Below are 25,608 nucleotides of genomic sequence, written 5' to 3' on the forward strand. Positions count from 1 at the left end.
CCCTCAGCGCGCCAGCGACACCGCAAGCTGCGCCGCCAGGGCGGCGTTGTTCTTCACCAGAGCGATATTGGTCGCGAGGCTTCGCCCGGCCGTCTTCTCGAACAGATGTGACAGCAGGAAGGGCGTCACGGCCTTTCCGGCGACGCCGCGAGCTTTCGCTTCGGCCACGGCTGTGTCGATAAAGTCTTTCATCTCGTCGGCGGGGATCTCGTCCGCGGCCGGAACGGGATTAGCGACCAGAACGCCGCCATCGAGGCCAAGGGCCTCCTTGGTGCGGATCAGGTCTGCCACCGCATCCGGGCTGTCGAGGCGCAGGGGCACGGACAGCGCGCTCGTCCGGCTCCAGAAGGCCGGGAAACGGTCCGTCCCGTAGCCGACCACCGGGACCCCCCGGGTTTCGAGATATTCGAGGGTACGGGGCAGATCGAGAATGGCCTTGGCGCCGGCGCAGATCACCGCCACGGGCGTACGGGCGAGCTCGTCGAGATCGGCCGATATGTCCATCGTGTCCTCGACGCCCTGGTGCACCCCGCCGATGCCGCCCGTGGCGAACACGCGGATGCCGGCCAGATGGGCACAGAGCATGGTCGCGGCCACGGTCGTCGCCCCATGCCGCCCGGAAGCGACCGCATAGGGCAGGTCGGCGCGGCTCAGCTTCATGACATCGGTGGCCGTGCCCAGCCAGTCGAGCTCCGCATCCGAAAGGCCGACCTTGATGCGGCCTCCGATGATGGCAATCGTGGCCGGAACGGCGCCGTTCTCACGCACCACCGCCTCGACCTCTCGCGCCGTGGCGACGTTATGCGGATGGGGCATGCCATGGGTGATGATGGTGGATTCGAGGGCCACGACCGCTCTGCCTGCGGCGAGCGTCGCCTGCACCTCGGGAGCGATATCGAGAAACCGGCCGGCGATGTCGTGCTTCATGAGGGCTCCCGTTGAAAAGTCGGCCCTGATCTAAGCGACAGGGTGGAATCCAGCAAGGCGAGAGACAGATCGGGCCGAACGCTGACAGGGCTCTCCACGGTCAGGGCCGCCGCAACGGTGCCGAGCCGGGCTGCGTCGGCCAGGGAGGCGTCCCTCAGCAGAGCCACGAGCGTCGCCGCAATCAGGGCGTCTCCCGCACCGGTCGCGTCGATGGTCTCGGCCTCGACCGCATCGATCGTGGCAATCCCGGACGAGTCCGCCGCGACGAGTCCTCTGCTTCCGAGCGTCAGGATCACCTGTTCGGCTCCCCGGGCGAGCAGGGCCTGCGCGGACGCCTCGGGCGAAATCTCGGGCCGGTCTAGATAAACCCGGGCTTCGTCGAGATTGAGGAAGAACACGCCGATGCCGCTCAGATCCTGCGGCAGGCGCGCGACCTTGGGCGTCGACACCGCGTCCAGGGCGAGCATCAGGGCATGCTGCCGGGCCAGTCCGATGAGTTCGTGCAGGGTCTCCGGCGGCAGGTTGCAATCGGCGAATATCCAGGCCGATCCGAAACCCGGTCGCGCGCGGTGGAGCAGGGCGGGGCTGATCCCGTCGAGGATCGCCATATCGGCGAGACCGATGGCGAGCTCCCCGTCTGGCTGGAGCACGGCCACGTATTCGGCCGTGGCGTGCGTGCTCGAGAGAACAACCGGCCTGGTGTCGATGCCGAGGCGGTTCAGGTGGTCGAGCAGAGCGCGGCCGTTGTCGTCGTCGCCGACGATGGAGACCAAGGATACCTGGGTTCCAAGCCGCGCGATGTTCTCCGCCACGTTGCGGGCGACGCCGCCGAATGAGCGTTCCGACACGACGGGGTTGGATGTCCCCGGCCGGATCGTCGCCATGCCGCGATACTTGCGGTCGACGGCTGCGCCGCCGATGCAGATGATCCTGCTTGCTCCCGGCTCCATGTCTTCGCACCACCCTTCGACCGTTCTGAACAGAGGATATGCCGAAAGGTTGGTCCTGCCGCAATGCCCGGGAGGTCCGACGTGCCGCCAGATTGAGCTGGATCAATGCCGAGGCGGGTCCCCCTCATAGGATTGTGCGACAGCGTGGAGGTCTTCATGGATTTGGGAACGGCGATCAGACGCTGGAAAGCGAATTGGATGCGTATGGATGAACTTGCCGCGCTCGATCGTGACCAGCGGGAGGCCATGGCACGCGATATCGCCGTGCCGGCTGACATGCTTCCCATTCTCGCCGCAGGGGGGCCTGACGCCGGACAGGAACTTCCACGTCTCATGACTGAACTCTCGCTCGATATGAATCATATCAGGCACATCCATGCAGCGCTGATGCGCGACATGAGCCTGACCTGCTCGGGATGCACGGCGGCGGTCCGGTGCAGGGAGGACCTCTCTCAGGGCCACGCGTCGGCGCGCTATGGCGAGTACTGTCCCAATGCCGAATCTCTGCGAGAGCTTCAAGGCAAGAATGTTGCAAGAGCCTGAGGGCGCTGGAGGTGGAGAGAAGCCCTGACCCCATCTCAGAAGGAGTAGCGATCCACTCGGGTGTTCATCCGGCCGATAACATATGTTTATTCTCATGGTCGAAGGCACGAGCGAGCGCGGACAGGTCTGTATCGGTACGCCGGCTTGCTAGACGTCGTAATGAGCCGCGCTTCGCAATCAGGGGCCAAACCTTAAGTCTCTCCGTCCCGGAGCGACGCCTCGGCTACACTGGCGGGCCATCCCTGCGAGGGAGGTGACATGTCTGCTGCGACTGCAGTTGAGCCTCGTGTTGCGTTGGGAGCCTCATCGTCCAGAAACCGTAACCGGATCGTCCTTGCGGCCGCTCTCGCGTCCGGCCTGTCGTTCCTCTTGGCCGCTTCCGTCATCTACTGGCATGGCGTCCAGGATCGCCACGAGGTCATTCAACGTGGCCTGTCCATGTCGGCGGCTGTCTCTCGTGGGATTGAGCGCGAAAGCGATGCACTCGGTCGCGTCCTGAAAGGTCTTGCGGCATCGCCGCTTCTCGCGTCCGACGATCTGGCGCCCTTCCACAGGCAGCTCCAGGCAACGCCTCGTCCCGAAGGATCCCGTTTCGTCCTCTGGAACCGCGAGCGCGTGCTCCTCAGTTCGGCTTTCGGATACGGCGGGCACCTGCCTGCGCTCGATCTCTTTCCCTTCGCCGATCAGATCGCTCAGCCGTTCCCGCATGACGGCGTCTCCCTCTCCGAGCGCCTCTATGCGCCGCTGACGCGAGACTGGATCATCGCGCTGAGCCTTCGGCTGACAGGCTCGGCCCGGGAAGGCGAACGCATTCTCACCCTTGCGGTGCCGGAGGCGTATTTCGGCAGGATCGTCCGCGAAAGCGGTCCGCCGGCCGGCTGGACGATATTCATCCTGGACCGGAACCTGCAGCAGGTGAAATGGGACGAGGCGAACCTGCCGCTGACGCCGCCGCTGCGCGCCCGACTGACCGATGCCCTGGGTCGGGGTGCCCGGTCCGGGCAGTTCGAGGTCGATGGACAGAAGGGCGATAGGCTTGTCGCCTTCGAGCACTCCGGCAGCACCGGTTACACCGTTCTGTCGACGATCCCATCTGCCCTGATCGATAAGCCGATCTCCTCAGCGGATCGATGGCTCTGGTATGCGGGAGTGATGCTGGTCCTGATGGGGACCGTGTCGGCGGGCTTTGCGCTCAGGAGTATCGGTTCGGCCAATGCCTTGACGTCCGCTGCCGTGTCGACCCGGACGCGATACCGGGCCAGGCTCTCGGTCATGCAGGAGCGGGAGTTCCTCCAGGCCTCCCTGGATGCCCTCTCCGCTCACATTGCGGTCCTCGACGAAATGGGAACGATCGTTTCCTTGAATGCAGCATGGCGAAGGTTCGCCAGGGACAATGGTTACGGCGGCGCCTCTTTTGGCCTTGGCATGAACTATCTTGATGTCTGCCTTCACGCGAGGCAGGCTGACCCGAATGTCGGACAGATCCATGACGGTCTCGCCGCCGTCGTTGCAGGGCGAAGCCGGGATTATCGCGGTGTATACCGGTGCGACGGCCCGGATCGGCCGCGCTGGTTCCAGATGCGCGCGACCCGCTTCATCGCGGGGAAGCTGTCCCGCACCATCGTGGCTCACGAAGATATCACCGAGGTTGTCGCGGTTCGGGCCGAAATCAACGCCCTGTCGGAGCGTCTGCTGACCGTTCAGGAGGAGGAACGAGAGAGGATCGCCGTCGAGTTGCACGACTCGACCGCGCAGCATCTCGTGGCCGTCAGCCTCAACTTGATGCAGGTCGGAAGCCTCCGTCTGCCTCCCTCCGGGCGCCGCATCCTCCACGAGATCGACCGTTCGCTGGAAGAGGCCCTGAAGGAACTGCGCATCTTCACGTACCTGCTTCATCCGCCGAGATTGGAGAAAGACGGCCTCGTGAGCACGGTTCAGGATTTCGCCGAGGGCTTCGCCAAGCGGACGGATCTTGAGACGATCCTGCGGCTCGATCGGGCCGCCGACGAGCTGGCCGTGGACCTGCAGCGCGCGTTGTTTCGCATCGTTCAGGAAGGCTTGGCGAATGTCCATCGCCATGCCGAGGCGTCCCACGTCGTCCTCAATCTGCGCTTGACGTCCGATCAGGTGATCCTGTCCATAGCCGACAATGGACGCGGGATGCGGCGGCATCGGGGAGAGATCGGAACGCGGCAGGCCAGCCTCGGTGTCGGGATCCCTGGCATGCGTATCCGCCTCGGTCAGTTCGGCGGCAACCTCCGGATCCGCAGCGGCAGGCGCGGCACCATCATCCGGGCGGCTGCGCCTCGCTGCGCCCCCAAGGCAATGGCGCTCGGGGCATGAGGCAAGGTCGCGACAGGACGGTCATCCGTCCATTGGGGGATCGCCCAGGCGACTTTCAGGGTTTGCCCCGGTTTCACCGTCGCGCTTTTGGATATAAAACTCAGCCTGGGGAGGGCGCAAGGGCTCATGACGCGCATCCTGATTGCCGACGATCATGACGTGGTCCGCTCGGGGCTCAATGCCATCCTGAGCGGCCAATCCGGGTGGGAGGTCGTCGCCGAGGCCGAGGATGGCCGCAAGGCCGTCGAACTGGTCGTCGAAACGAAACCGGACGTTGTCATTCTCGATTATCAGCTTCCCTCCCTCAATGGCGTGGACGCGACCCGGGAGATCCGGGCGGTGAGGCCGCAGACGGAAGTCCTGATCTTCACCATGCACGAGAGCGAGTTGCTGCTGCGCGAAGCGCTCGAAGCCGGGGCTCGCGGCTACCTCCTGAAATCCGATGCCCGGAAGTTTCTCATCGCGGCGGTTGAATCCCTGTCGCAGCACAAGCCGTTCTTCACCGGACGCATCTCCTTGGCCCTTCTGAATGCCTTCCTGTCGCAGGGACATGCCGCCGACGGCGCCCTGACGGCCCGGGAGAGGGGCGTGGTTCAGCTCATCGCGGAAGGCCACAGCAACAAGGAAGTAGCCCAGATCCTCGGCCTCAACCTGAAGACCGTCGAGAGCCATAGGGCGTCCGCCATGCGCAAGGTCAACGTCAATTCGACGGCCACCCTGGTGCGTTATGCGATCCGCAACAAGCTGGTCGAGCCCTGAGGCGATCCATCGGGCACAAGTTCGAGCCCACGTCCGATGCCCTGGGTTGCCGGGCGGCAGGATTGCCGCCCGGCCTGTTGGTCAATCGCCGCTTGCCCCCTCCGACATCTTCGCCAAGGCGTCATCGATGGTGAAGGAGTTCGGCTTCTGTACGGCCGGAAAGTCCTTGAAAGTCTCGGCGAATTGCGCCGCAGCGGCCTGGGCCGCATAGACGAAATAGGCGTTGTGAATCATCCAGTCGTAATAGGAGTTCGAGGTGATAGGGGCGAACTCGAACGGGTCCGTGCGGAGATTGAAGATCTTGGGCAGCCGCAGCCTCGTGAACGGTTCCGCCCACACACCCAGCGTGCCCTGCATGCGCTGCTCCATGAAGACGAGCTTCCAGTTGTCGTACCGGATGCAGAGCATGTCGCCGTCATCGCTGAAGTAGAAGAAGAAGTTGCGCGGGCTCTCCTTCGTCTCGCCCGTGAGATACGGCAGCAGGCTGAACCCGTCGATGTGGTTCTTATAGGTCCGCCCGATGGCCTTGTAGCCGGTCTTCAGCTTTTCCACGACATCCAAGGCACCCACCATGTCGAGGAACGTCGGCAGCCAGTCATGATGCTGCACGATGCCGTTGGAGATCGACCCGGCCTCGATCTTGCCCGGCCAACGCACGATCAGCGGTACGCGGAAGGCGCCTTCCCAGTTGGTGTTCTTCTCGCTCCGGAACGGAGTCGTGGCGCCGTCCGGCCACGTATTCCTGTGCGGCCCGTTGTCGGTCGAGTACATAACGAAGGTGTCGTCGGCGATACCGAGTTCATCGAGATAGTTCAGAACATCGCCGACGAGTTTGTCGTGATCGACCATGGTGTCATGATAGGGCGATTGCCACCGGCCTGCCTGCCCTTTGCTCTCCGGCTTGGGGTGGGTGATGAAATGCATGTGTGTCGTATTGAGCCAGACGAAGAACGGCGTGCCGGCATCGGTCTGACGCTTGATGAAGTCCTTCGCCGCTGCGGCGAATTCGTCATCGCAGGTCACCATGCGCTTTCTGTTGAGCGGGCCCGTGTCCTCGATCTTCTGCTTGCCGACCTTGCCCCAGCGGGGCATCTCGGTCGGGTCGTCCTTGTCGGTCGCCCAGGAGTGGATGACTCCTCGGGGCCCGAAGGTCTTTCGAAAGTTCGGGAAGTCCTTCTCAGGCGGATAATCGTCCATCTCCGGCTCTTCCTCGGCATTGAGGTGGTAGAGATTGCCGAAGAACTCGTCGAAGCCGTGATTGGTCGGCAGCATATGGTTGAGGTCGCCCAGGTGGTTCTTCCCGAACTGGCCTGTCGCGTAACCCTGCTCCTTGAGCAGAGCCGCGATGGTGACGGTCTTGTCGTTCATGCCGATCGGCGCGGCGGGAATGCCGACTTTGGACAAGCCGGTGCGGTAGACGCTCTGACCGGTGATGAAGGAGGAACGCCCCGCGGTGCAGGATTGCTCGCCGTAGGAGTCGGTGAACATCATGCCTTCCTTGGCAAGACGGTCGATATTGGGCGTCTTGTAGCCCATCACCCCATGCGAGTAGCAGCTCAGGTTCGAGATGCCGATGTCGTCTCCCCAGATGACGAGGATGTTCGGTTTGCGGTCTTTAGGCGACTTGGCCATGACGGTGCTCCTCCTTGTAAAGCTTTGGTGCACTTGGCTGTTTTCCTCCCCGCCGATGGCGGGAAGGCCGGAACAAGAGGCGTGACGCAACGTTGTCGGCATCTGGTGTTTGGCCTCGCTGCAGCATGTCCTTGGACAGGCGAGGCGCGTGAAGAGTTTGGAGAGTGGCGTGTTTCTCGATGATAAGTTTTCTTATGGCGGATGGAGCGGTCCATCGTGCCGGGCCTGCAAGCAGCCGATTCTGCCGAGCGATCGGGTGACGCGAGTGGAGTTTCAGAATGATCCCAGCGGAACGAAAGGCCTGACGGGCGACTATCACCTGGCCTGCAGCAGGCCCTTCGCCTCGCTGGCAAGCGTGATCAACTTCAACCCCTGGGCAGGGTGGTAGGTCCGAGCCGGGACGCGGCGTGATTTCCCATTGTTCTTCGGGTGGTTCTCGGGGCTGCGGTAGCATGCATGGCTCCTTGGATGCGCAAGTGCTCAAGCGTGTGTTCAAGGGCATGCGCCGGTTCCTCTTCAAACGAATGGCCCGACCTGGAACACCATGCTCACGATCGCCGCAATGCCGATCACGAGAAGAACGACGGCGGTGATCAGCGTGAGCGATGGCGGAAACCTGCTTTCTGCCCGAACGAGACCTGCGGCTTTCATCGCCGTGCGCTCTTTGCGCAATTCGAGCATGAACTGGACGTGGTAGACGATCCCGATCACCAGCATTGCGATGCCGAGTGCCACGAGGGCGACGCCGAAGTTCCGCGCCGGTCCGGCTCCGGTCAGCAATTGCTGGTCCCGGAGCTTCTCGAAGACCTGATAGATCGTGAAGCCGAAGCTGATCAGCGACAGCGACGTGCGGATCACGGACATCAAGGTCCGGTCGGCGCTCATCCGGGTGCGCTGGAACGACATTCCGGTGCGCCGTGACGACAACTCCACCGATATCGTGTCCGAGGCTGAATGCGCATCGACGGGAGGCTTTGGAACGACCGGGTCCATGATACGTCACCTTGATGGTCCGGGGTGCGGATGCTGGAGGATCCGCCAGCGGGCGATCCGGGTTATGAGGCCCCGAAAGGCGAGATAGGGAAGGAAGGCCAGCAGAAGCGCCACCAGGACCATCTCGCCGGGGAAGAACGTATTCAGGACCCTGTACTGGTAGATCGCGTCCATCCCCAGACCGAGCAGGAGGATACGGCCGGTCGACAGGAAGGCTTCGCGGATCCGCTCGTTGCGCCGCGCGGGGTCGCGCATGAGCGTCCGGAAATAAGGCGGGCGCCCGAGCCGCGCGTCATTGATGCCGTCGTGCAGCGCTGCCAGGAAGGCCATCGCGGGCTGAAGCAGGAACCGGAACGCCATGGGACCGCTCGGGCGTTCCGCGATGTTATGCCAGACCCGTCGCTCGACTTCGGCCGACAGGCCGTACCACGCCATTCCGAGGATGATCAGGATCGCCATGAGTCCGACCGCGAGCCAGGCGATCAACCGGGCATTTCGAGATGTCGCCTGGGCCCTGCGGTCTGCCACCAATGTCCCCTCGTCACATGCGCTTGAGAATGCGCGCTCCCGTTCACGGCCTTCGTCGGACCACGCACCGAAAGCCGACATGGCTTGTCGATGTGTCGACGGGCTGGGCGTGGCGTGCAGCAGGCCGATAGCGGCGGCAGTAGCTCGGAGCGCAGAGATGCGAGCCGCCCTTGAGCACCCGGCGCGGAATGCGGATCTCCGGCTGGCACGGATCGTAGCTATCCGCCTCGCGCCCGCCGCGCGGGTTCTCCGGGATGCAGCAGGCCTTCGGCGCGTCGGCGGGGTGCTTCGGAGCGTACCAGTCCGAGGTCCATTCCCACACATTGCCGATCATGTCGTGCAGACCGTAAGCATTCGGCGGGAAAGCGGTCACGGGCGAGGTGCGCTCGAAGCCATCGAGCTTCGTGTTCTGGAACGGGAACGCACCCTGCCAGGTATTGGCCATGTGGCGCCCGTCCGGCGTGAACTCGTCGCCCCAGGCGAACTCCGCGCCGTCGAGGCCGCCGCGCGCCGCGAACTCCCATTCGGCCTCCGTCGGCAGGTCCTTGCCGGCCCAGGCCGCGTAGGCCTCGGCATCCGCGTAAGCGACATGCACCACCGGGTGATCGTCGAGGCTCTTGATGGACGATCCGCGGCCGTAGGGGCGACGCCCGTTCGCCCCGAAGGTGAAGGACCACCACTGGCTCCAGTCCTTCAGGTTCACCGGATAATCCGGCGGGCTGAAGACGAGGGAGCCGGCTTTGAGCATCTCCGGCCGCGCGCCGGGATAGTCGCGTGGGTCGGGTGTGCGCTCCGCGACGGTGACATGCCCGGTCGCCCCGACGAAGCGCCGGAACTCCCTGTTGGTGACCGGGGTCCGGTCGATCCAGAAGCCGTCGACCGTGACGCGGTGGACCGGCGCTTCCTCCGGATAATGGCGGTCCGAGCCCATGCGGAACGTGCCGCCGGGGATCAGGACCATGTTAGGTGCCGGAGCATCGTCGCGGGACGCGGCCGCTCCGGTCGTGTCGGGTTCGGCTAAGCTCATGGGTTCGTCGCCCTCATTCGGCCGGCGCGGGCGGCGTGACGCCGGTGACCTGTTCGGACGGTTCCTCGCTGAGCCAGCGATAGAGCACGCCGCCGAGCGCTCCGCCGATGAGCGGCGCCACCCAGAACAGCCAGAGCTGCGCCAGCGCCCAGCCGCCGACGATGAGGGCCGGGCCGGTGCTGCGCGCCGGGTTCACCGAGGTGTTGGTGATCGGAATGCCGACCAGGTGGATCAGCGTCAGGCCGAGGCCGATGGCGATCGGAGCGAAGCCCGCCGGCGCCTTGCCGTGGGTTGCGCCCATGATGATGAACAGGAACATCATGGTCAGCACGACTTCGGCCACGAAGCCGGAAATCACGCTGTACTGTCCGGGCGAGTGAGCGCCGTAGCCATTGGCGGCAAAGCCCTTCGTCAGGTCGAAGCCGGGAGCCCCGGAGGCGATCAGGTACAGTACGAAGGCCGCGATGATCGCCCCGATCACCTGGGCCACGATGTAGGGCGCGATGTCCTGCTTCGGAAAGCGCCCTCCCGCCGCCAGGCCGACCGTGACCGCCGGGTTGAGATGGCAGCCCGAGATGTGGCCGATGGCATAGGCCATGGTGAGCACGGTCAATCCGAACGCGAACGAAACGCCGAGCAGGCCGATGCCGACCTCGGGAAAGCTCGCGGCGATCACCGCGCTGCCGCAGCCGCCGAAGGTGAGCCAGAAGGTGCCGATGCCTTCGGCAACGCATTTGTGGATGTTTCGGCTGTTGTGGAGATCCATGATGTCCTCCGTCCTGTCGGTGCGCGGACGTGCCGAAGCCTCCGGGCAACGCCGCCCATCGTGCCGTCGCCTCGCGCAGGATCCGATCCCATGCGATTGAGCTTAGGGAGCCGATGCAAAAGCGGAATTAGGGGAACACCTGAGGGACGGTCAGGAAAACACCGAAAGAGGATGTTCTTCGGAGTAAGGGCGGCTTTGCCCTAGGGCGTGAGCGTTCCCGACACGGCCTGTCCGAGGCCTTCCACCTGACCCTGGAAATTCTCGCGGGTCCGCGGATCGACGACCGCGACCGGCGCCGAGACGGCCAAGCCCGCCGCCGTGCCGACGGCGGCGGCGGCTCCCGCCGTGACTTGGATGATCCTGTCGCCGATGCCGACCCGGGCATCCGTCAGGGTCTGGCCCTCGGCCAGCTCCCGGCCGATGATGCGCACGACCTCCGGGCTCTCGGCGAACTTGGAGTGGTTCAACGGATCGCCGGTCCGGAGCTTGGACAGGTTCAGGACCGTGATGCCGGACTTGTCCAGCTCGCTGCGATAGGGCTCCTGCTCCGGGTCGATGGCGCCGAGCCGCACCGCATCGCCCCAGATCCGCCGGGAGATCGCCAGCGCCCGGTCGTCCTGGGACACGAAGAGCGTGAAGGAGGGGCGGGCCTTGCCCATGTCGAGCACCGCCTCGCGGAACAGGTCGACATCCACGTCGGGAGCAGCCAGCAGCACGTTGCGGATCTTCGGCGCCACGCGGCCGTCGCGGATCGCCATCTGGCGCAGCGCCTCCAGGGTCACCCAATTGCCCATGGAATGCGCGAGGATCGAAATCTCGCCGACGGCCGGGTCGCTCGCCAGCGTCCGCAGGGTGCTCTCGAGGGCGTTGCGGGAATAGGTGTTGCTCTCCCGGTCATAGCCGTAGGCCAGCACGCTGCCGCGCGACGGCCAGGTGAACAGCACCGGCACCACGGGCGTGCCGGCATCGTGCACGATCTGGGCGAAGCGGAAGACCGCATCGTCGAAGCGGTTGTTGAAGCCGTGGATGAATACGAGCACCCGCCGCTGCGGCACGGTCCGGACCGTGCGGCTGAACCATGCGGTCGCCTGCTTGCGGTCGATGATGTCCGCCTTCAGGGTCACGAAATCCGTGGCGGGATTGCCCGGGACGCTCTGCGGCCATTGCACCTCGCCGGCCGTCCGGCTCGCCGCGGGCGGGATCGAAACCGTGAACTGGGCAAAGGACAGTTCCGGCCCACGGCCGCCCGAATAGAATTCCTGCGGGTCGGATGCCCGCAGGCGGGTCGTGGCGACGAGCATGTCGACCTTGCTGGCGCCGGGGACCGTCTCGGCCACGGGAAGCAGGACACCCTTGGGGCTCGCGCATCCGGCGAGCCCGAGGATCACGGCGGCGGCCACGATGCAGGACATGGTCCTCATCGAAGCCTTCATGAGGCGCGTGTGACCGCCGCCTTCTCGTTCTGACCGTCGCATTCGGTTCCCATTCCCCAGGTGTCGCACCCGCGCAAATCTTCCCCAGCTTGTCGCGCTTGTCGAGCGTGAACGGGCAACTTTCCATTATCGGCGAGCCATCGCTTTCCGGCCGCCGCGACATGAGGGCCGATTCCCGCTCCCGCGCTTCTGGATGGCATCGGCGATCCGAGGCGGATCGATGTGGCGCCGGAGCCTTGCGGTTGTCGTTTCCGTGCGGGCGGAATTGCCAAGGGCCGCGGACGGGGCGAGCGGCGTCGCACCTCGCTCGACTGCGCCGGCAGGTTCTGGTGCCGGGTCCCGCCGACGCGGCCCCGGGATGACATCCGCAACGTCATCACCGGGCTTGTGCCGGTGATCTCGATTGAAGAGGCGCGGTGCTTCAGAGGATCGGGATGGCCGGGATAGGCCCGGCCATGGCGTGGGTGGCTGATCGGTTCCTGTCAAAGAGCCAGCACCTTGGGGCCCGCAGCTTGCGCTGCGAGCCTTTACAGGAGATCGAGGGTGGCGCGACGGGCCGTCCGGCTCGCTGTGTTAAGTTAGCTGGAAGAGCCGGAAGGCCGCTTCGCGCACGGTTCTTTTAGGCGTTGAGACTTGGACCAGCGCAGGGCTGCCAAGGGCCTCCTGCCGCCGGCTGCGTGACCGGCGGACAGGACCGTGCCGGATCCCACACCGCGCGACGCCTCGCGAAGCGCGCCCCTCGTCGGATCAGGCTGTGCAACGATATAGCCAAGGTCCACACTCCTGTCAAGAACAAAGTGAGAACATAACGTTGCCCTCGCCACCTCTTTACGTCATGGCCGGGCTTGTGCCGTTGATCCCGGTCGGAGAGGCGCGGCGCTTCAGCCAAGCGGGACGGCCGGCACAAGGCCGGCCATGACGTGGAGAATGTCATCCCCGTTCTCGCCAGGACCATCCTTCGAGACGCAGTTGCGCTGCTCCTCGGGATGAGGGTGGCGAGGTGGCCAAGGTGTGGGTGGCCGCACCAAGTGCGGCCATGACGGCGGAGGGGGTCATCCCCGGCGGGTGGAGGCCGGGAAGGGGATCTACGTTCCAGCTCCGCGCGGTGAGCGTCCTTCTTCTGCGCTCCGCTCCCGGTCAGATCGAGCGGTCGGAGCGGCGGGCGGTGCGGGGGAGGAGGTCTTGTCCGCTGCCGGCGGTGACCACGAGGCGTTTTACTTCGCCTCTGAGATAGGCCTGGAGGAAGCGGTCGTAGTTCCTGAACGACACGCATCCATTCGAGTCGCCGCGCGGGCCCAGCATGTAGGTGTGGGCGAGAATGCCGTCGCGGCCGTAGATGGCCGCGCTGCCGCCGACCGGCGTGAGGCGCAGGGCGCGCACGCCGTGGAAGAGGGCTTCGCGTTCTGTGATCGTATAGGTGCCGGGCGGCGTGGCGCCCTTCATCCGCACGTTCACGTGGCGCGGATTGTCCATCATGTCGCCGAGGCCCGAATGCGCCTCCAGCCTTTCTCCGTTCGGCATGATGACCACCTGGGCGGTGATGTCGTACACGGCGGTCCCGCCGCTTCCGGCCCCGGGCGAGGGGACGAAGCGCGATGTCGGAGAAATGCTGCCGGTGCCGTTGTCGAGCGAGGCATAGCTGAGCGCCGCCTCGGGCGGGGTGGCCGGCTTGATGCCGAAGAACTTTTCGATGAAGGACCGGTTGTCGGCCGGTGCGCTGGCCGCGACCACGGCCCTTTGCGTCATCGGCACACGTGCAGGGGCGCTTGCGGCCTGGACGGGCGCGGCGGCCCTCGGCGGCATCAGGTCGGCAGGGCGCGGCACGGGCAGGGGCACCGGTGCGGGAGCCGGTTGAGGCGCTTCCGCCATCGCGAGAACAGGCGCGGATGGCGGCGCGTCGGGCGGCGGGGCCGTCGCAGGCGCAACGGGCGTCATGAGGGCCTGCCGCGGCGCTTGGGGGGATTGCAACGCCGCTTGCAGCGGGGCATTGCGTGCGAAGCGAAGCGCCTCGGTCTTCATGGCCGGCGTCGGGTCGACCAGCGTCGGGTCGTAGGCAGTCGCGGCTGCGACGTGGGTGGGCGCGGGAGCTGCGACGCTGCTCGCCTGTTCGCCGCGAAGCTCATCGCTCCGATGCTGGAAATCGACGAAATACGCGAGGGGGCTCATCGAGATCGCCACGAGAAGCGCCGTTGGGAAAAGACTGCGCCGCTTCTTGCGCGGGGCACGGACGCCGGAACGATAGGAACTGTGCAACATGGCGAACTCTACGCAACAACACGATCGCGCATGACATGCCTGTTGTTCGTCGGAGGCCGGAGGAAAGAGGCCAGAACGGTCGAAGCCTTCATGCGTGAAGCAATACTTTCACGAGGTCCAACGTAACGTCGGCTTGGTTAAATTAAGGATAATCGGACACGCTGCTTGCGGGAGAAACCGTAGCGAATGCCGAGACGGGGTGCGCTGGCTCACAGATCGCCGCAGCGGCGCGGGCTATGGTCGGGAAAAGGGGGAGCTTTCTCGGTTTATGCAACAGGAGGACCTCGGGATGGGGTTCTATGCACGCCATATCGGCCCACGCTTCGTCAGCTGCCTGTGCGCGATGGAAGGCATAGCGGCCGAGCGCGAGAAGGTCGTTCCGCACGCCGCCGGCACGGTGCTGGAGATCGGCATCGGTCCGGGCCTGAACCTGCCGCTCTATGACCCGGCCCGCGTCACGCGGGTGATCGGCGTCGATCCGATCGCGGAGTTCCTGGATCTCGGCCGCGAGCGCCGCCGGCGCTCACCTGTCCCGCTGGACATCATCCAGGCTCCGGCGGAGGCTCTGCCGCTCGATGACGACGTTATCGACACGGCAGTGATCACCTATACCCTGTGCTCTGTGGCCGATCCGGCACAGGCTCTGCGCGAGGTGCGCCGCGTGCTGAAGCCGAAAGGGCGCGTGCTGTTCCTGGAGCATGGCCTGTCGAGCGATGCCAACGTGGCGATGTGGCAGCATCGGCTCAACCCGATCTGGCGCAAGCTTGCCGTGGGGTGCAACCTGACCCGTCCTGTCCAGAAGCTGCTCGACGAGGCCGGATTCACCATCCAGCGCATCGAATCCTATTACCTCGACGGAGCACCGCGGCCGGTCGGCTTCCTGTGCCAGGGCGTGGCGCAGGCATAGGCGTTGCGGCAGCGTGTCTCTGCCGCCCGGCTTACTGGGCGGCCTGACGGGCGACGGCGCGGATGTCGCGGCGGCCTATGCCGAGATCGGCCAGCTCACGGTCATTGAGCGCTTCGAGTTCGCGGAAGGTCTGGCGGTAGCGGCGCCAGGAGGCGAGGCGGGCGAGAATCATGGACGTGATCATGAAAATGTCTCCTTGAAATGGGGGAATTCCGGAGCATTGGACGTGCAATCGAACGCTCGCCCGATGCTCTCACTTTTTGGTTGGACGCATCTTTCCACGCAAAACCGGTTCCCACTGTTGCGTCCGATGCTTTAGACGCGGATTACCAATTGAGGTTCGGGTAGCGGCGGGCTGCCTCGCGCTGCATCCGGCGGGTGTCGGACACGATGCTGCGGACGAGGCGGAGGATGCTGACGATGATCATGGCGGTCTCCTGAACGGGTGGTCCGGCTCGGCCGGTCTTATACTTTCGTCTAGCAATATGAGCGTTCTTGTGCGGTGCAAAAAGACCGTTTGAGCGAATGCGTCTCATGCCTAAAACGCATGCCATAAAGGTAAATGTTCTCTTGTTATGCACAAAGCGCCTAATTCGGCAGCAAAATGCCGGGCGATTGAGCATCTGACGCTCGTCACGAAGCACTCGGGCGCGGTCCCGCGAACCTTATCGGCAGGCGAGCGGTTGATCCGGCGTGGCGGGGCCATCCCGTCCGCATCCGGAACGGAGCGAGGCCCAGGATGACGAAGGTCCGTGAAGCACTGGTGAGCAGGATGTGGCGCGGCCGGGATCCGCTCCAGGCCTATCCCGAGCGCCTGTACCGGCAGGACCGGCAGGGCTGGGGCTCGACCCATCCCTACCTGACCGAGGCGGTCGAGGCGCTTGGACCGTCGGTCGTGGTCGAGGTGGGCGTCTGGAAGGGCGGCTCCGTGATTTCCCTCGCCTCCAGGATGAAAGAGATGAACCATGACGGCGTCGTGATCGCCGTCGATACGTGGCTCGGCGCCTGGGACCACTGGACCAACGACGAGTGGTTCGCTCACCTCAACTTCATCAACGGCTTTCCCGCGCTCTATCACACCTTCGCGGCCAACATCGTCGGGGAGGGGCTCGCCGATTACGTGCTGCCGCTGCCGCTCGACTCCGTCAATGCGGCCAACGTCCTGCGCCACTACGACGTGCGGCCGGACGTCGTCCACATCGATGGCGGCCACGACGTTCACGCCGTCACGTCGGACCTGCGCGAATGGTGGCCGATGATCCGGCCGGGCGGCGTGCTCATCGGCGACGATTATCCGCACTGGCCCGGCGTGAAGCAGGCCTTCGACGAGTTCTTCGCCGCCGAGGGCAAGACCCCGATCGAGTTCGACCCGCCGAAGTGCCGGGTCTTCAAGTGACCGGTTGAGCCTATTGCGATTTGCGCGGGTCGTCCGCGGGATTCACGTAGGCGATGGACCACGGCCCGCGCGAGCTCAGCTGAACGACGGTTTCCTGATCGTTCTGCACAAAATGCTGCGTGCCCGGCGGCATGGCGATGACACCGCCGGCCTCAATCGCCTTCGTCTTCGCCGGGTCGAACGTGGTGCCCATGCCGAAACCGACTTCGCCGCTCAAGACGGTGACGATCTCATCGTTCGGATGGGTGTGCGGTGGAATCCTGTAATTGGCCGGGAATTTCAGCCTCATCACGAACACGCCGTCCTTTGTCGGATCACCGTAAAGAAGCGCCATCTGCGCTCCCTTGGGAAGCGAAGGAGGCGCAGCCGTCCAGTTGATGTCGGACGGGTTGACCATGACGTGCTGGGGCTGCTGCTGCGCAAGAGCTGGAGCCAGCATGAGCAGAACGGCCGAAGCGCAAATTGTGACCTGAGGGATGAATGACTGCATCGCGACCTCCCGAAAAGGGTGATGTGGCGGACGCAAACGTGAGCGGACAGGAAAGACATCTGCTCGCCTGATAGAGGCTCTGCCTGTCACAATAGGTTGTCAAGGGAATGCGTGAGACGAGCAGCTAAACCTCGACCAGCGCCTTGATAACGCCCGCCTCGGGCGCCGACCATCGGGGAATGAGATCCGGCGCGTCGTCGATGCTGCCATGATGGCTGGCGAGCGCGGCCGTCGGCACTCCGCCGCCGCGCATGACGTCGAGGACGGTCTCGAAATCCTGCCGCGTGGCGTTGCGGCTGCCGAGAAGCGAGGTCTCGCGCTTGTGGAACTCCGGATCGTTGAAGGTGATGTCCGCGCGCACGATGGACAGGAGAACGTAGGTGCCGCCGTGGCCGACATAGGAAAAGCCCTTCATCATGGCCTTGGGGCTGCCGGTCGCGTCGATCACGACGTCGAAGAAGTCGCCGTCCGTGGCCGCGTTGAGACGGTCGTCGATGTCGGGCGAGACCTCGAAGACATGATCGACGCCGATCTTGTCGCGGCAGAAGGCGAGGCGGCCGGCATTCATGTCGAGGACGGACACGTGGGCGCCGCGCACCTTGGCGAAGATCGCCGCCGCGATCCCGATCGGCCCGGCTCCCACCACGGCGACGCGGCTCGACGCGTTCGCGCCGGAGCGCCGCACGCCGTGGGCGCCGATGGCCAGGAATTCCACCATCGCGGCCTCGTCCAGGCTCAGGCCGGATGCCGACACCACATTGCGCTCCGGCACGGCGATGTATTCGCAGGCTCCGCCGTCGCGGTGCACGCCGAGGACCTGCAGGTGCCGGCAGCAATTGGTCTTCCCCTGCCGGCAGGCGCGGCAGGTGCCGCACCAGAGATAGGGCTCGATGCAGACGATGTCGCCGCTCTTGAGCGCGCTCCCGCTCGGCGCCTCGACGACCTCGCCCGCGAGCTCGTGACCGATCACCCGAGGGTATTCGAGATAGGGCTGGTTGCCGTGGAAGATGTGATAATCGGTGCCGCAGATCCCGATGCGACGGATGCGCACCAGCACCTCGCCCGGACCGGCGCGCGGAACGTCGCGCTGGATCACGCTCAAGCGGCCGGGCTCGTCACATCGCAGGGCTTTCATCGGCGTCTCTCCCAACGGATTCTGGTTCGTCACGGGAAGCTTAGGGTGGGAAGGCGAAAGCGCAAAGCCGATGTTTACCTCCGGTGCGCTATAGGCCGTGATGACGATTCACACGGGACGAGCGCGCGGCTGATCGAATGTCCACCTGGCGAGACGAGAAGAACCAGAAGGCCCGGGCCCGGCTCGAGAAGCGTCTCTCCGCCCTGTTCCCGGGCTGCGTCCTGTCCCATGCGCTTCGGCAGCCCTTGATCCCGCCGACCCAGCGACGCGCGGTGGAATCCTACTGGCGGCACCGGCCGCTCCTGGCCGACCGTCTGGCGCGGGCGCTCGCGGCGCGGAGCGGCCAGCCGGCGGGATGGGAGTGGCGGCTCGGCACCGGCAAGGACAGCGGGCTTCCCATGTCCTTCCGCGTCCCGCCCGCTCCCTACCGCGAGGCGGCCTTCGCCCGTGGGCCGGGACATTGCTGCGTCTGCGGCCAGCCCGTCTACCGGCTGGGCTGGCATTGCGACCTCTGGGACGACGGCAAGCCGAACAGGAACGCCACGTGGCATGCGGCCTGCGTGGTGGCGTGGCAGCTCTGGACCGTGCCGCCCGATCACCTGCGGATGCTGAAGCTGCGCCAGCAGCGGCGATGCGCAACGAGCGGGCGCCGCCTGCTCAAGACGGCCGAGGTGGACCACCGCGTTCCGCTCTTCGCCGTCTGGGCGGAGCACCGCGCGCGGCCCTGGCCGGAGCTCCTCGCCTTCTGGGGCGCTCCCAACCTTCAGGTGATCAACAGGACGGCTCATCTGGAGAAATGCGCCGGGGAGGCCGCCGCGCGGGCCAGGCGGCGGGCCATCGACCCCGACACGCCTCCGGAAGAAGAATTCGCCGTGCCCCTTGCGGACCGGAATCCGATCCCCATATCAGGCTGACCCAGCGGACATTGTTGTGGACTTCGACAGCGGCGGGCGTCACCGCCAGCGTCGATGAGACCGTGCCAGGACGGATGTACTCCGGCATGGTCTGTTCCTGCGCTTGCCTGACGATGCAGGTGCCCGTCTGGACCCCATTGGCCCAGGCCCGTAGTGCGCGAGGCAGAGATGCGAAGGCATCCTGTCCGTTCGCCCCGGAGCCTGGGCCTTTCCATGTCCGGGCCCGGTTGACCTTGGGTGACAGCCGGCGCCGGCGGCGCAATACTGCCTCACGATCATCATCGTGGAGCATCAGTCCGATCATGTCTTCCCTGAACCCGATCCGATCCGTTCTCGTCACAGGCGCGGGAGGCAATCTCGGCCGGAAGCTGATCGCCCACCTGCTGGCGCAGGATTGGTGCGAGCGCATCGTCGCGCTCGACCGCGCGGTGCCGCAGGGGGCTGGCGCGTCCGATCGCGTGGAATGGGTGGCAGGCAATCTCGCGGACCCGTCCGACGGGCAGTGGCACGCGGCCCTGGCCGGGGTCGATTCCGCCGTCCATTTCGCCGCCCAGAACCCCTATCCCGATGCGCCCTGGAGCGATGCCTGCGCGTCCTTCGACATGACGCTCGCCCTTCTGGCGGCAGCCGCCCGGGCAGGTCTTCAGCGGATCGTGTGTTCGCTTCCTCCAACCACGTGATGGGCCAATACAAGGACACGCCCCTCGCCGATAGCCTGACGCCCGGCGCCTTGACCACATCCCTGCCGCCCGGGCCGGGGACGCGCTGGTTCAACGGCCGGGAGACGGTCCAGGGCTTCGCCTATGCGGCGTCGAAGCTGATGGGCGAGCGCGCCTGCCTGGCCGAGGCCCACCGCTCGAACGGCGTGCTGACGGCCGTCTGCGTCCGGATCGGCTGGTGCCAGCCGGGCGAGAACAGGCCGGAGACCATCAACACGTCGGGCCTGCCCGGTGAGGAGACGAGCGCCGGTCCGGATACGGAGCGCGATCTCGCGTGGTTCCGCAACATGTGGCTCTCGAACCGGGACTTCGCGGCCGTGATCGAACGGGCGCTTCTCGCAGATGCGAGAGCTTGGCCGCAGCCCGGCATCGTCGTCAACGGCATGTCGAAGAACCGGGGCATGGCGTGGGACATCGAGAGCACGCGCCGTCTCATCGGCTACGATCCGCAGGACGACATCTGGGATCATGTCGGCTGAGGTCGCGAGCAGGGCTCCTCTGTCATCCCCGGCGCACGAAGGGCGGGAAGGGGATCCATAGCGTTGCGCCTGATCGTGGATTCCCTTCCCCTCCGCTGACGCTCCGGCCGGGAATGACACCGAGGGCGCTTCATGCGATCCTTTCCATCGCGTGAACGTCCCCAACCTTTGGGAGCATGCCAGCCCTACGCACGCGGCATTTGTGGCGCCCGTCGAGGCCGAGCTATCCAGTATCATGGCCCTGCGTGATTTCTCCCTGATGATTCTGGTCTGTCTCCTGTGGGCAGCCCACACGGTGGTGAGCAAGATCGTCGTTTCCGACATGGCGATCCCTCCCTTGTTCTACGCGGCCATTCGCTATGGCATCGTCGCCATGCTGGCGCTGCCCTGGCTCCTGCCCATGCCCAAGCCGACTTGGCGCATCCTCCTGGTGGGCTTTCTCATGGGGGGAGGCGGCTTTGCCCTCTTCTTCCTGGGGATCCGGACGGCAAGCCCGTCGAGCGCCGCCATCGTCGGGCAGCTCGGCCTGCCGATCACGACCCTCCTGTCGGTCGCCATTCTCGGAGAGAGGGTCTACTGGAGACGGGGCCTGGGCATCGCACTCACATTCATCGGCGGCGTCCTCGTCATGTGGGATCCCGCCGGGGGCTTTCCGATTTCCGTCGGGCTTGCCCTCATTCTGGGCTCTGCAGCGGCGGGCTCGCTGGCGGCCGTGTTGATGAAGCAGATGGAGGGCGTGAAGCCGCTGCGGTTCCAGGCCTGGATCGGCCTCGCCTCCGTGCTGCCGCTGACCTTTCTCTCCGCCGGTCTCGAAGCCGATCAGCTCCCCAGGGCCATGGAGGCTGGCTGGGCCTTCCTGGCGGCGCTGCTGTTCTCCGCCCTGATCGTGTCACTGGTGGCCCACACCATCTATTACGGGCTCATCGGCAAATATCCCGCCAACCTGATCGCCCCGCTGACGATCATGAACCCGCTCATGACCGTGGCGCTCGGGCTGCTCGTCACGGGGGATCATTTCGACCTGCGGATGGCGGCCGGGACCGGGGTCGCGCTTTGCGGCGTCCTGATCATCACCTTGAGACGCAACCACGTCATGCCGCTGGCGGCCCTGGTGTGGGACCGCCAGCGATAGCATGAGACCGGATCAGTCCAGCGATGCCTCGACGCCCAGGCCCCGCGCCTTCGCCTCGCGCAGGCAGTGACTCGCGCAGGCGAGGTCCTGCGCGGCGACGCCGAGCGAACGGTAGAGCGTGATGTCGGCCGCGGATTCGCGGCCAGTGGCCTGCCTCGCCAGAACCTCGCCGATCTCGGCCAGCACGTGCTCGCGGCGGATGCGGCCGCTCTCGATGGCGCAGATGACTTCGCCGGCCTGCGCGAAGGTGGACGGGCGATAATCGACATAGAGCTTCGATCGGGCCACCGTCTCCTCGTCGATCTCGCGCTTCGACGGGATCGAGGCCCCGACCACGTTGAGATGGGCGCCCGTCGCCACCCATTCGCCCATCAGGACCGGCTCGGCCGAGGCCGTGACCGTGCAGACGAGGTCGGCTTCCTCGACGGCGGAGCGGACATCGTCGAAGACTTTCACTGCGAGGCCCGGATAGCGTTCCGCCGCATGGGTCGCGAAGGCTTCCGCCTTCTCGCGCCGGCGTCCGGCCAGCCGCAGCTCCCGGATCTCCGGCCGGACGCAGAGCATGGCTTCGAGATGGTGCTCGGCCTGTTCGCCGACGCCGATCATGGCAAGCGTGGCGCAGTCGGGCCGGGCCAGCGCCCGGGTCGCCACCGCGCTGGCGGCCGCCGTGCGGATGGCGGTCAGAAGACCTGCATTCATCATGGCGATAGCCGAGCCGTGCTCGGGCTCGAAGAGGACGACCGCGCCCTGGTGCGAGGAATATCCCGCGTCGGGATTGCCGGGGAACAGGCTCACCAGCTTCACGCCGAAACAGGCGTCGACGCGGCCGTTGCCCGGCATGAGCGCGCCCGGCATGACGCCCATCTTGTTGGGGCCGCCGACATCGATGGCGGAGCGAAGGGGCAGGTTGGCGGCGCCCTCGGAGACCGCGATCATCGCTTTCTCGACGATCTCGATGGCATCGCTCATCGGCAGCAGCGAACGGACTTCCTTGTCGGACAGGATGATCATGGCAGGCGGCTCCCCATAGCCTTGGCCCGCCCGAAAGCGATGGGCCGGGCTGCTCTACGAGCAGAGACGTATGCAAATTCGGTCGCACGATCCAAGGGGCGTGTCCACCCCTGTCCATGTGACAGACGATCGGCGCGCTTTGTGACTTCCGTCTCAGAGCGCGCTGCCGATCCGGGATACCATCGGAGCAGATCAGGAGGCCGACATGTGGGTCATCTCTCATATCGTTTTCGTCTATCTGCACTTCATCCCCGGTGGAAACGGCGGCTGGACGCAAGGAGACGATTATCCCCGGTTCTCGACCGACGAGCGCTGCGCCGTCGCCATTCCGATCGAAGGATATTGGCGCCGCGTCGGCTAGAGCTGTTTCCACGGGCGTGGAATCATCTCTCTTCCTTGCCGAGCCGCTTTTTGACGGCGAACCGGATCCACTTCGCCGATAAAAGGCTCTCAGGAACCGAACGCAAAAGCGGGAACCGGCTTTGCGTGGAAGGATGCGTCAAACGAAAAAGTTGGGGCAACATGCGCGAAAGCGGATGAGGACTTCGGTGAAACGGTGCGTATGAATTCGATGAACCGGGCGTGAATCCGACTTCACGTCCGGTTCTTGGCGCAGGCTCGGCAAGGCATCGGCGACAATGGCTGCAACGTCTCCTGTCCGGCTCGAAGAATATCCGTGGGAGTATCGAACAGGACCTGATGGATCAGGTCCTGCTTGTTCGCGACAGGGCAGGGCCTTCGGAGAGCATCGAACGTGAACCGGAACTCATGGCCGATCGTCACTCTTCCGTCAGGCGCGTCAGCCATTGCGTCTCGGCAGAAGCCCCGCTTTGACCTCGGACGCCGTGACGGCTTTGCGGAAGACGGCTTCGCGGAGATAGATCGAGTCGAAGACGGCCTTGCAATCGCTCTTGCGGACGAACACGAACGACTTCCGGTGCTGTTTCATGAGATGTCTCCAATCAAGGCTGTCATCGTTGTAGTCCAGGAGGCCTCCGGGGACTGTGGCGGCCGTCACAGTTCAGGCATCGTTGGAACCGGTCCGAGCGGCCGAACGAGAATCCGATGGCATCGTGCAGAATGGATCATCCGCACGATGCGCCGGAGCTCGGATCCCGGCCACGGGCCTTACCGGCGATGATCGCGCACGATCGGAGGCGAGCGGTGATCCCGCACGATCGGACCGCCGGACGTGCTGGTGACGATCACGCCGCCGGGAGCGGAGCCGGAAGGGCCTCGATGGTCCCGCACCACAGGCGCCGGCCGATCCCACAGGTCTCCGGGACGTGTCGTGACCCGAGAGTCGCAGGCTTCGACGCCCGTCGCGCCGCATCCGATCAGGAGGGTGAGAGAGAGTGCTGCGCCGAGCCGGGTTCGTTGGGTCTTGGTCATGATCATTCTCCTATGAGAGGTGTTTTGCACGCCTCGACGCTACATCGGGCGAGGATCCGCCGATGTGGGGTTGATCACAGAGACTGGGCCGCGGGAGTTGAGGCAGCCAAAAGAAAAGCGCCTGATCGCTGATCGAGGCGCTGAGTTGACAGGGAGGAACGCTTCCACGTTAGCGCGGGCCGCTCCACCGATCTGTGCGCCGCGTCACACGAGAGCATCGTGCGGAAAAGTGGACCCACCTCCGGCTCCGGTGCCGTACGGTCTGGACTGAGCCACCCGAGCGGCGAGGTTCCGCGTTCGACCTATGGCGAAAGTCGAACCTCGCCTACGCATAAGAGCCCTAGGCCTTTTCGAGCGTATGGCCTAGGCTCGCCCCATGGGACTCTTGACCTTCACCATCAACGTCACCCTGGATGGCTGCGTCGACCACCAGGAAGGCATCGCCGACGACGAGACGCATGCATTCTACACCCGGCTCATGGAAGAGAGCGGGGCGATGCTGTGGGGCCGCATCACCTACGAGATGATGGAGAGCTACTGGCCTGCGGTCGCCCGCGGCGACGTGGAGGCGCCGGCGGCGATACGCGAGTGGGCGGTCAAGCTGGAGGCCAAGCCGAAATACGTGGTGTCGTCGACGCGGACGGACTTCCCGTGGACCAACAGCCGCCACATCGGCGACGACCTGCGAACCGGCGTGCAGAGGCTCAAGGACGCGACGCCGGCGGGCGTGCTCCTCTGTAGCGGCAAACTCGCGACCGAGCTGGACCGGCTGGATCTGATCGACGAGTACAAGCTCCTCGTCCATCCAAGGATCGCCGGCCACGGCCCGACCCTGTACCAGGGCGGGCTGCCCAGCGCGCGACGGCTCGAGCTGGTTTCGGCGAAGCCGCTCCGCAACGGCGCGGTCGCCGTGCACTACCGGCGCGAACGCTGACTTCGAGCAGCCATTCGCGCACAGCTCGGAGCCCCGCGCGTCGCGGGAGCGCCAGCGACATCCGTTCGTCATCCTGCGCTCGGTTTGTGTGATACCCGTCACGGAACGACGGCGCGCACTTCGCCATGATGGGCTCAATCCAAGGAGCCCGCGATGACACTCACCATTCTTGATCCCCGATCCGGTCAGCAGGTGACCATTTCGCTTCCCGACAGGCCGAAAGTCCCCGTCAGGACCTGAAGACGATGTTGCGAGAGCCCTGGTCCGGCTGCCGGACCACGGTCGATGCGAGACGCACATGAATCTGGATCAGCACTATCGGGAAAAGGCCGCCAGGGCGGAGCGTCTTTCGGACGAGCCGCCCCACCGGGCGGACATGCGCGCGGAACTGCGTTCGATGGCGCGTCGGTGGCGGCATATGGCCGAGCAGGCCGACTGGCTTGTCCGCTCCTCGCAGTTCTTCAAGGCGCGCCGCTGAATTGTCGTGAGGTCAGGAATGATACGTATTGTGTCGGGAGGGCCGTTCCGGAGGGCGATGACGACCGCTCCAAGCTTTCGGGCTTGCCGGGCAGGGCATCGAGCAACCCTGCGCCTCCTTCAATGAATGGTCGGCATGACGGCGGAGAACGGGATCAGCATCATCTCGTCGTCTTCGTCGTCGCTCACATAGACGTGCCAATCCGTGAAGTCGCGTGTGCCGTAGGCCTGCTCGACGAGCATCTTCGCCAGGGCGAGAGCCCGGTCGCGAGCCTCCACCAGATCGAGAACCTCTGCCCCGTCGCGGTCGATCAGGATCTCGCCGGGACCTGCGCAGTGAAAGTACAGATAGAACATAGGGACCTCCATCTCGATGGCTTCACTTTCGCATGGGCTCTCCCGGGGTTCTGTGCTCATCATCACGGTTTCATGCGGCATCCGATGACAAGGTCGGCTTTACATGGA

Annotated in this window: 28 protein-coding genes; 12 read left to right on the forward strand and 16 right to left on the reverse strand. The window is 65.3% G+C overall.

What is annotated here, in order from left to right; genetic code table 11:
- Positions 1-3: 3 nt before the first annotated feature.
- Positions 4-927, reverse strand: a complete 924-nt coding sequence (locus tag U0023_RS18215) for a pseudouridine-5'-phosphate glycosidase (RefSeq protein WP_009492331.1) — start codon at positions 925-927, stop codon at positions 4-6.
- Positions 924-1,877 carry a carbohydrate kinase family protein gene (locus tag U0023_RS18220; RefSeq protein WP_009492333.1) on the reverse strand — a complete coding sequence of 318 codons (954 nt, stop codon included), beginning with the start codon at positions 1,875-1,877 and terminating at the stop codon, positions 924-926. The genes U0023_RS18215 and U0023_RS18220 overlap by 4 nt, the downstream gene beginning before the upstream one ends.
- Before the next feature lie 156 nt (positions 1,878-2,033).
- Between U0023_RS18220 and U0023_RS18225 the strand changes: the two genes are divergently transcribed.
- The 3 genes from U0023_RS18225 to U0023_RS18235 all read left to right on the forward strand — a co-directional run bounded on the left by U0023_RS18225 (position 2,034) and on the right by U0023_RS18235 (position 5,522).
- Positions 2,034-2,420, forward strand: a complete 387-nt coding sequence (locus U0023_RS18225; protein WP_009492335.1) for a DUF6455 family protein — start codon at positions 2,034-2,036, stop codon at positions 2,418-2,420.
- A gap of 258 nt (positions 2,421-2,678) precedes the next feature.
- Positions 2,679-4,763 carry a sensor histidine kinase gene (locus U0023_RS18230; protein WP_009492337.1) on the forward strand — a complete coding sequence of 695 codons (2,085 nt, stop codon included), beginning with the start codon at positions 2,679-2,681 and terminating at the stop codon, positions 4,761-4,763.
- A gap of 126 nt (positions 4,764-4,889) precedes the next feature.
- Positions 4,890-5,522 carry a response regulator gene (locus tag U0023_RS18235; RefSeq protein ID WP_009492341.1) on the forward strand — a complete coding sequence of 211 codons (633 nt, stop codon included), beginning with the start codon at positions 4,890-4,892 and terminating at the stop codon, positions 5,520-5,522.
- Positions 5,523-5,603: 81 nt separating this feature from the next.
- Here U0023_RS18235 and U0023_RS18240 read toward each other — a convergent pair whose 3' ends face one another.
- From U0023_RS18240 to U0023_RS18270, 7 genes are all read right to left on the reverse strand, one after another.
- On the reverse strand, positions 5,604-7,154 hold the full coding sequence (locus U0023_RS18240) for an arylsulfatase (protein WP_009492342.1): 1,551 nt from the start codon (positions 7,152-7,154) through the stop codon (positions 5,604-5,606).
- 516 nt (positions 7,155-7,670) lie between these two features.
- On the reverse strand, positions 7,671-8,147 hold the full coding sequence (locus tag U0023_RS18245) for a YidH family protein (RefSeq protein WP_009492346.1): 477 nt from the start codon (positions 8,145-8,147) through the stop codon (positions 7,671-7,673).
- A 6-nt stretch (positions 8,148-8,153) separates the two neighbouring features.
- Positions 8,154-8,675 (reverse strand): hypothetical protein, encoded by a 522-nt coding sequence (locus tag U0023_RS18250; protein WP_009492348.1) that lies wholly within the window; start codon positions 8,673-8,675, stop codon positions 8,154-8,156.
- A gap of 43 nt (positions 8,676-8,718) precedes the next feature.
- Positions 8,719-9,636: a formylglycine-generating enzyme family protein gene (locus U0023_RS18255; protein WP_245273124.1), complete on the reverse strand. Its 918-nt coding sequence runs from the start codon at positions 9,634-9,636 to the stop codon at positions 8,719-8,721.
- A 79-nt stretch (positions 9,637-9,715) separates the two neighbouring features.
- Entirely contained in the window at positions 9,716-10,468 is a 753-nt protein-coding gene (gene aqpZ, locus U0023_RS18260) for an aquaporin Z (protein ID WP_009492352.1), read from the reverse strand.
- A gap of 200 nt (positions 10,469-10,668) precedes the next feature.
- On the reverse strand, positions 10,669-11,889 hold the full coding sequence (locus U0023_RS18265) for an alpha/beta hydrolase (RefSeq protein ID WP_009492354.1): 1,221 nt from the start codon (positions 11,887-11,889) through the stop codon (positions 10,669-10,671).
- 1,149 nt (positions 11,890-13,038) lie between these two features.
- Positions 13,039-14,157, reverse strand: a complete 1,119-nt coding sequence (locus tag U0023_RS18270; protein WP_009492356.1) for a DUF2778 domain-containing protein — start codon at positions 14,155-14,157, stop codon at positions 13,039-13,041.
- 289 nt (positions 14,158-14,446) lie between these two features.
- Here U0023_RS18270 and U0023_RS18275 point away from each other — a divergent pair, with 289 nt between their 5' ends.
- Complete coding sequence (locus U0023_RS18275) at positions 14,447-15,064, forward strand: class I SAM-dependent methyltransferase (protein WP_009492358.1); 618 nt, start codon at positions 14,447-14,449, stop codon at positions 15,062-15,064.
- Between the two features lie 31 nt (positions 15,065-15,095).
- Here U0023_RS18275 and U0023_RS18280 read toward each other — a convergent pair whose 3' ends face one another.
- Positions 15,096-15,236 (reverse strand): DUF1127 domain-containing protein, encoded by a 141-nt coding sequence (locus U0023_RS18280; RefSeq protein WP_083861542.1) that lies wholly within the window; start codon positions 15,234-15,236, stop codon positions 15,096-15,098.
- 567 nt (positions 15,237-15,803) lie between these two features.
- Between U0023_RS18280 and U0023_RS18285 the strand changes: the two genes are divergently transcribed.
- A complete protein-coding gene (locus U0023_RS18285) occupies positions 15,804-16,460 on the forward strand; it encodes a class I SAM-dependent methyltransferase (RefSeq protein ID WP_009492364.1) in 657 nt (218 codons plus the stop codon).
- Positions 16,461-16,470: 10 nt separating this feature from the next.
- Here the strand turns inward: U0023_RS18285 and U0023_RS18290 are convergent, their stop codons facing one another.
- The gene (locus tag U0023_RS18290; protein ID WP_009492365.1) at positions 16,471-16,950 is read right to left on the reverse strand and encodes a cupin domain-containing protein; all 480 of its coding nucleotides are present in this window, start codon (positions 16,948-16,950) and stop codon (positions 16,471-16,473) included.
- A gap of 124 nt (positions 16,951-17,074) precedes the next feature.
- On the reverse strand, positions 17,075-18,085 hold the full coding sequence (locus U0023_RS18295) for a zinc-binding alcohol dehydrogenase family protein (protein WP_009492367.1): 1,011 nt from the start codon (positions 18,083-18,085) through the stop codon (positions 17,075-17,077).
- A gap of 137 nt (positions 18,086-18,222) precedes the next feature.
- Here U0023_RS18295 and U0023_RS18300 point away from each other — a divergent pair, with 137 nt between their 5' ends.
- The 4 genes from U0023_RS18300 (at position 18,223) to U0023_RS18315 (ending at position 21,329) form a co-directional block, all read left to right on the forward strand.
- A complete protein-coding gene (locus U0023_RS18300; protein ID WP_009492369.1) occupies positions 18,223-18,999 on the forward strand; it encodes a hypothetical protein in 777 nt (258 codons plus the stop codon).
- Positions 19,000-19,301: 302 nt separating this feature from the next.
- The gene (locus U0023_RS18305) at positions 19,302-19,679 is read left to right on the forward strand and encodes an NAD-dependent epimerase/dehydratase family protein (RefSeq protein ID WP_009492371.1); all 378 of its coding nucleotides are present in this window, start codon (positions 19,302-19,304) and stop codon (positions 19,677-19,679) included.
- Positions 19,655-20,197 (forward strand): NAD-dependent epimerase/dehydratase family protein, encoded by a 543-nt coding sequence (locus tag U0023_RS18310; RefSeq protein WP_210161040.1) that lies wholly within the window; start codon positions 19,655-19,657, stop codon positions 20,195-20,197. The genes U0023_RS18305 and U0023_RS18310 overlap by 25 nt, the downstream gene beginning before the upstream one ends.
- Before the next feature lie 235 nt (positions 20,198-20,432).
- Complete coding sequence (locus U0023_RS18315; RefSeq protein WP_009492374.1) at positions 20,433-21,329, forward strand: DMT family transporter; 897 nt, start codon at positions 20,433-20,435, stop codon at positions 21,327-21,329.
- A gap of 12 nt (positions 21,330-21,341) precedes the next feature.
- Here the strand turns inward: U0023_RS18315 and U0023_RS18320 are convergent, their stop codons facing one another.
- Positions 21,342-22,340 carry an ornithine cyclodeaminase family protein gene (locus U0023_RS18320; RefSeq protein ID WP_009492376.1) on the reverse strand — a complete coding sequence of 333 codons (999 nt, stop codon included), beginning with the start codon at positions 22,338-22,340 and terminating at the stop codon, positions 21,342-21,344.
- A gap of 205 nt (positions 22,341-22,545) precedes the next feature.
- Between U0023_RS18320 and U0023_RS18325 the strand changes: the two genes are divergently transcribed.
- Complete coding sequence (locus U0023_RS18325) at positions 22,546-22,701, forward strand: hypothetical protein (protein WP_009492377.1); 156 nt, start codon at positions 22,546-22,548, stop codon at positions 22,699-22,701.
- A 438-nt stretch (positions 22,702-23,139) separates the two neighbouring features.
- On the opposite strand, the gene U0023_RS18330 is transcribed toward U0023_RS18325, so the two are convergent.
- Together U0023_RS18330 and U0023_RS18335 are read right to left on the reverse strand one after the other, a co-directional pair.
- Entirely contained in the window at positions 23,140-23,289 is a 150-nt protein-coding gene (locus tag U0023_RS18330) for a hypothetical protein (RefSeq protein WP_009492379.1), read from the reverse strand.
- 179 nt (positions 23,290-23,468) lie between these two features.
- Positions 23,469-23,732 (reverse strand): hypothetical protein, encoded by a 264-nt coding sequence (locus tag U0023_RS18335; protein WP_009492381.1) that lies wholly within the window; start codon positions 23,730-23,732, stop codon positions 23,469-23,471.
- 376 nt (positions 23,733-24,108) lie between these two features.
- Here U0023_RS18335 and U0023_RS18340 point away from each other — a divergent pair, with 376 nt between their 5' ends.
- Together U0023_RS18340 and U0023_RS18345 are read left to right on the forward strand one after the other, a co-directional pair.
- A complete protein-coding gene (locus U0023_RS18340; RefSeq protein WP_009492382.1) occupies positions 24,109-24,666 on the forward strand; it encodes a dihydrofolate reductase family protein in 558 nt (185 codons plus the stop codon).
- Positions 24,667-24,964: 298 nt separating this feature from the next.
- Positions 24,965-25,144, forward strand: coding sequence for a hypothetical protein (locus tag U0023_RS18345; protein WP_009492384.1), 180 nt, complete (start codon positions 24,965-24,967; stop codon positions 25,142-25,144).
- Positions 25,145-25,263: 119 nt separating this feature from the next.
- Here U0023_RS18345 and U0023_RS18350 read toward each other — a convergent pair whose 3' ends face one another.
- Complete coding sequence (locus U0023_RS18350) at positions 25,264-25,500, reverse strand: DUF6894 family protein (protein ID WP_009492386.1); 237 nt, start codon at positions 25,498-25,500, stop codon at positions 25,264-25,266.
- Between the last annotated feature and the right edge of the window lie 108 nt (positions 25,501-25,608).

Source organism: Microvirga lotononidis, from assembly GCF_034627025.1.
GTDB classification, from domain to species: Bacteria; Pseudomonadota; Alphaproteobacteria; order Rhizobiales; family Beijerinckiaceae; genus Microvirga; species Microvirga lotononidis.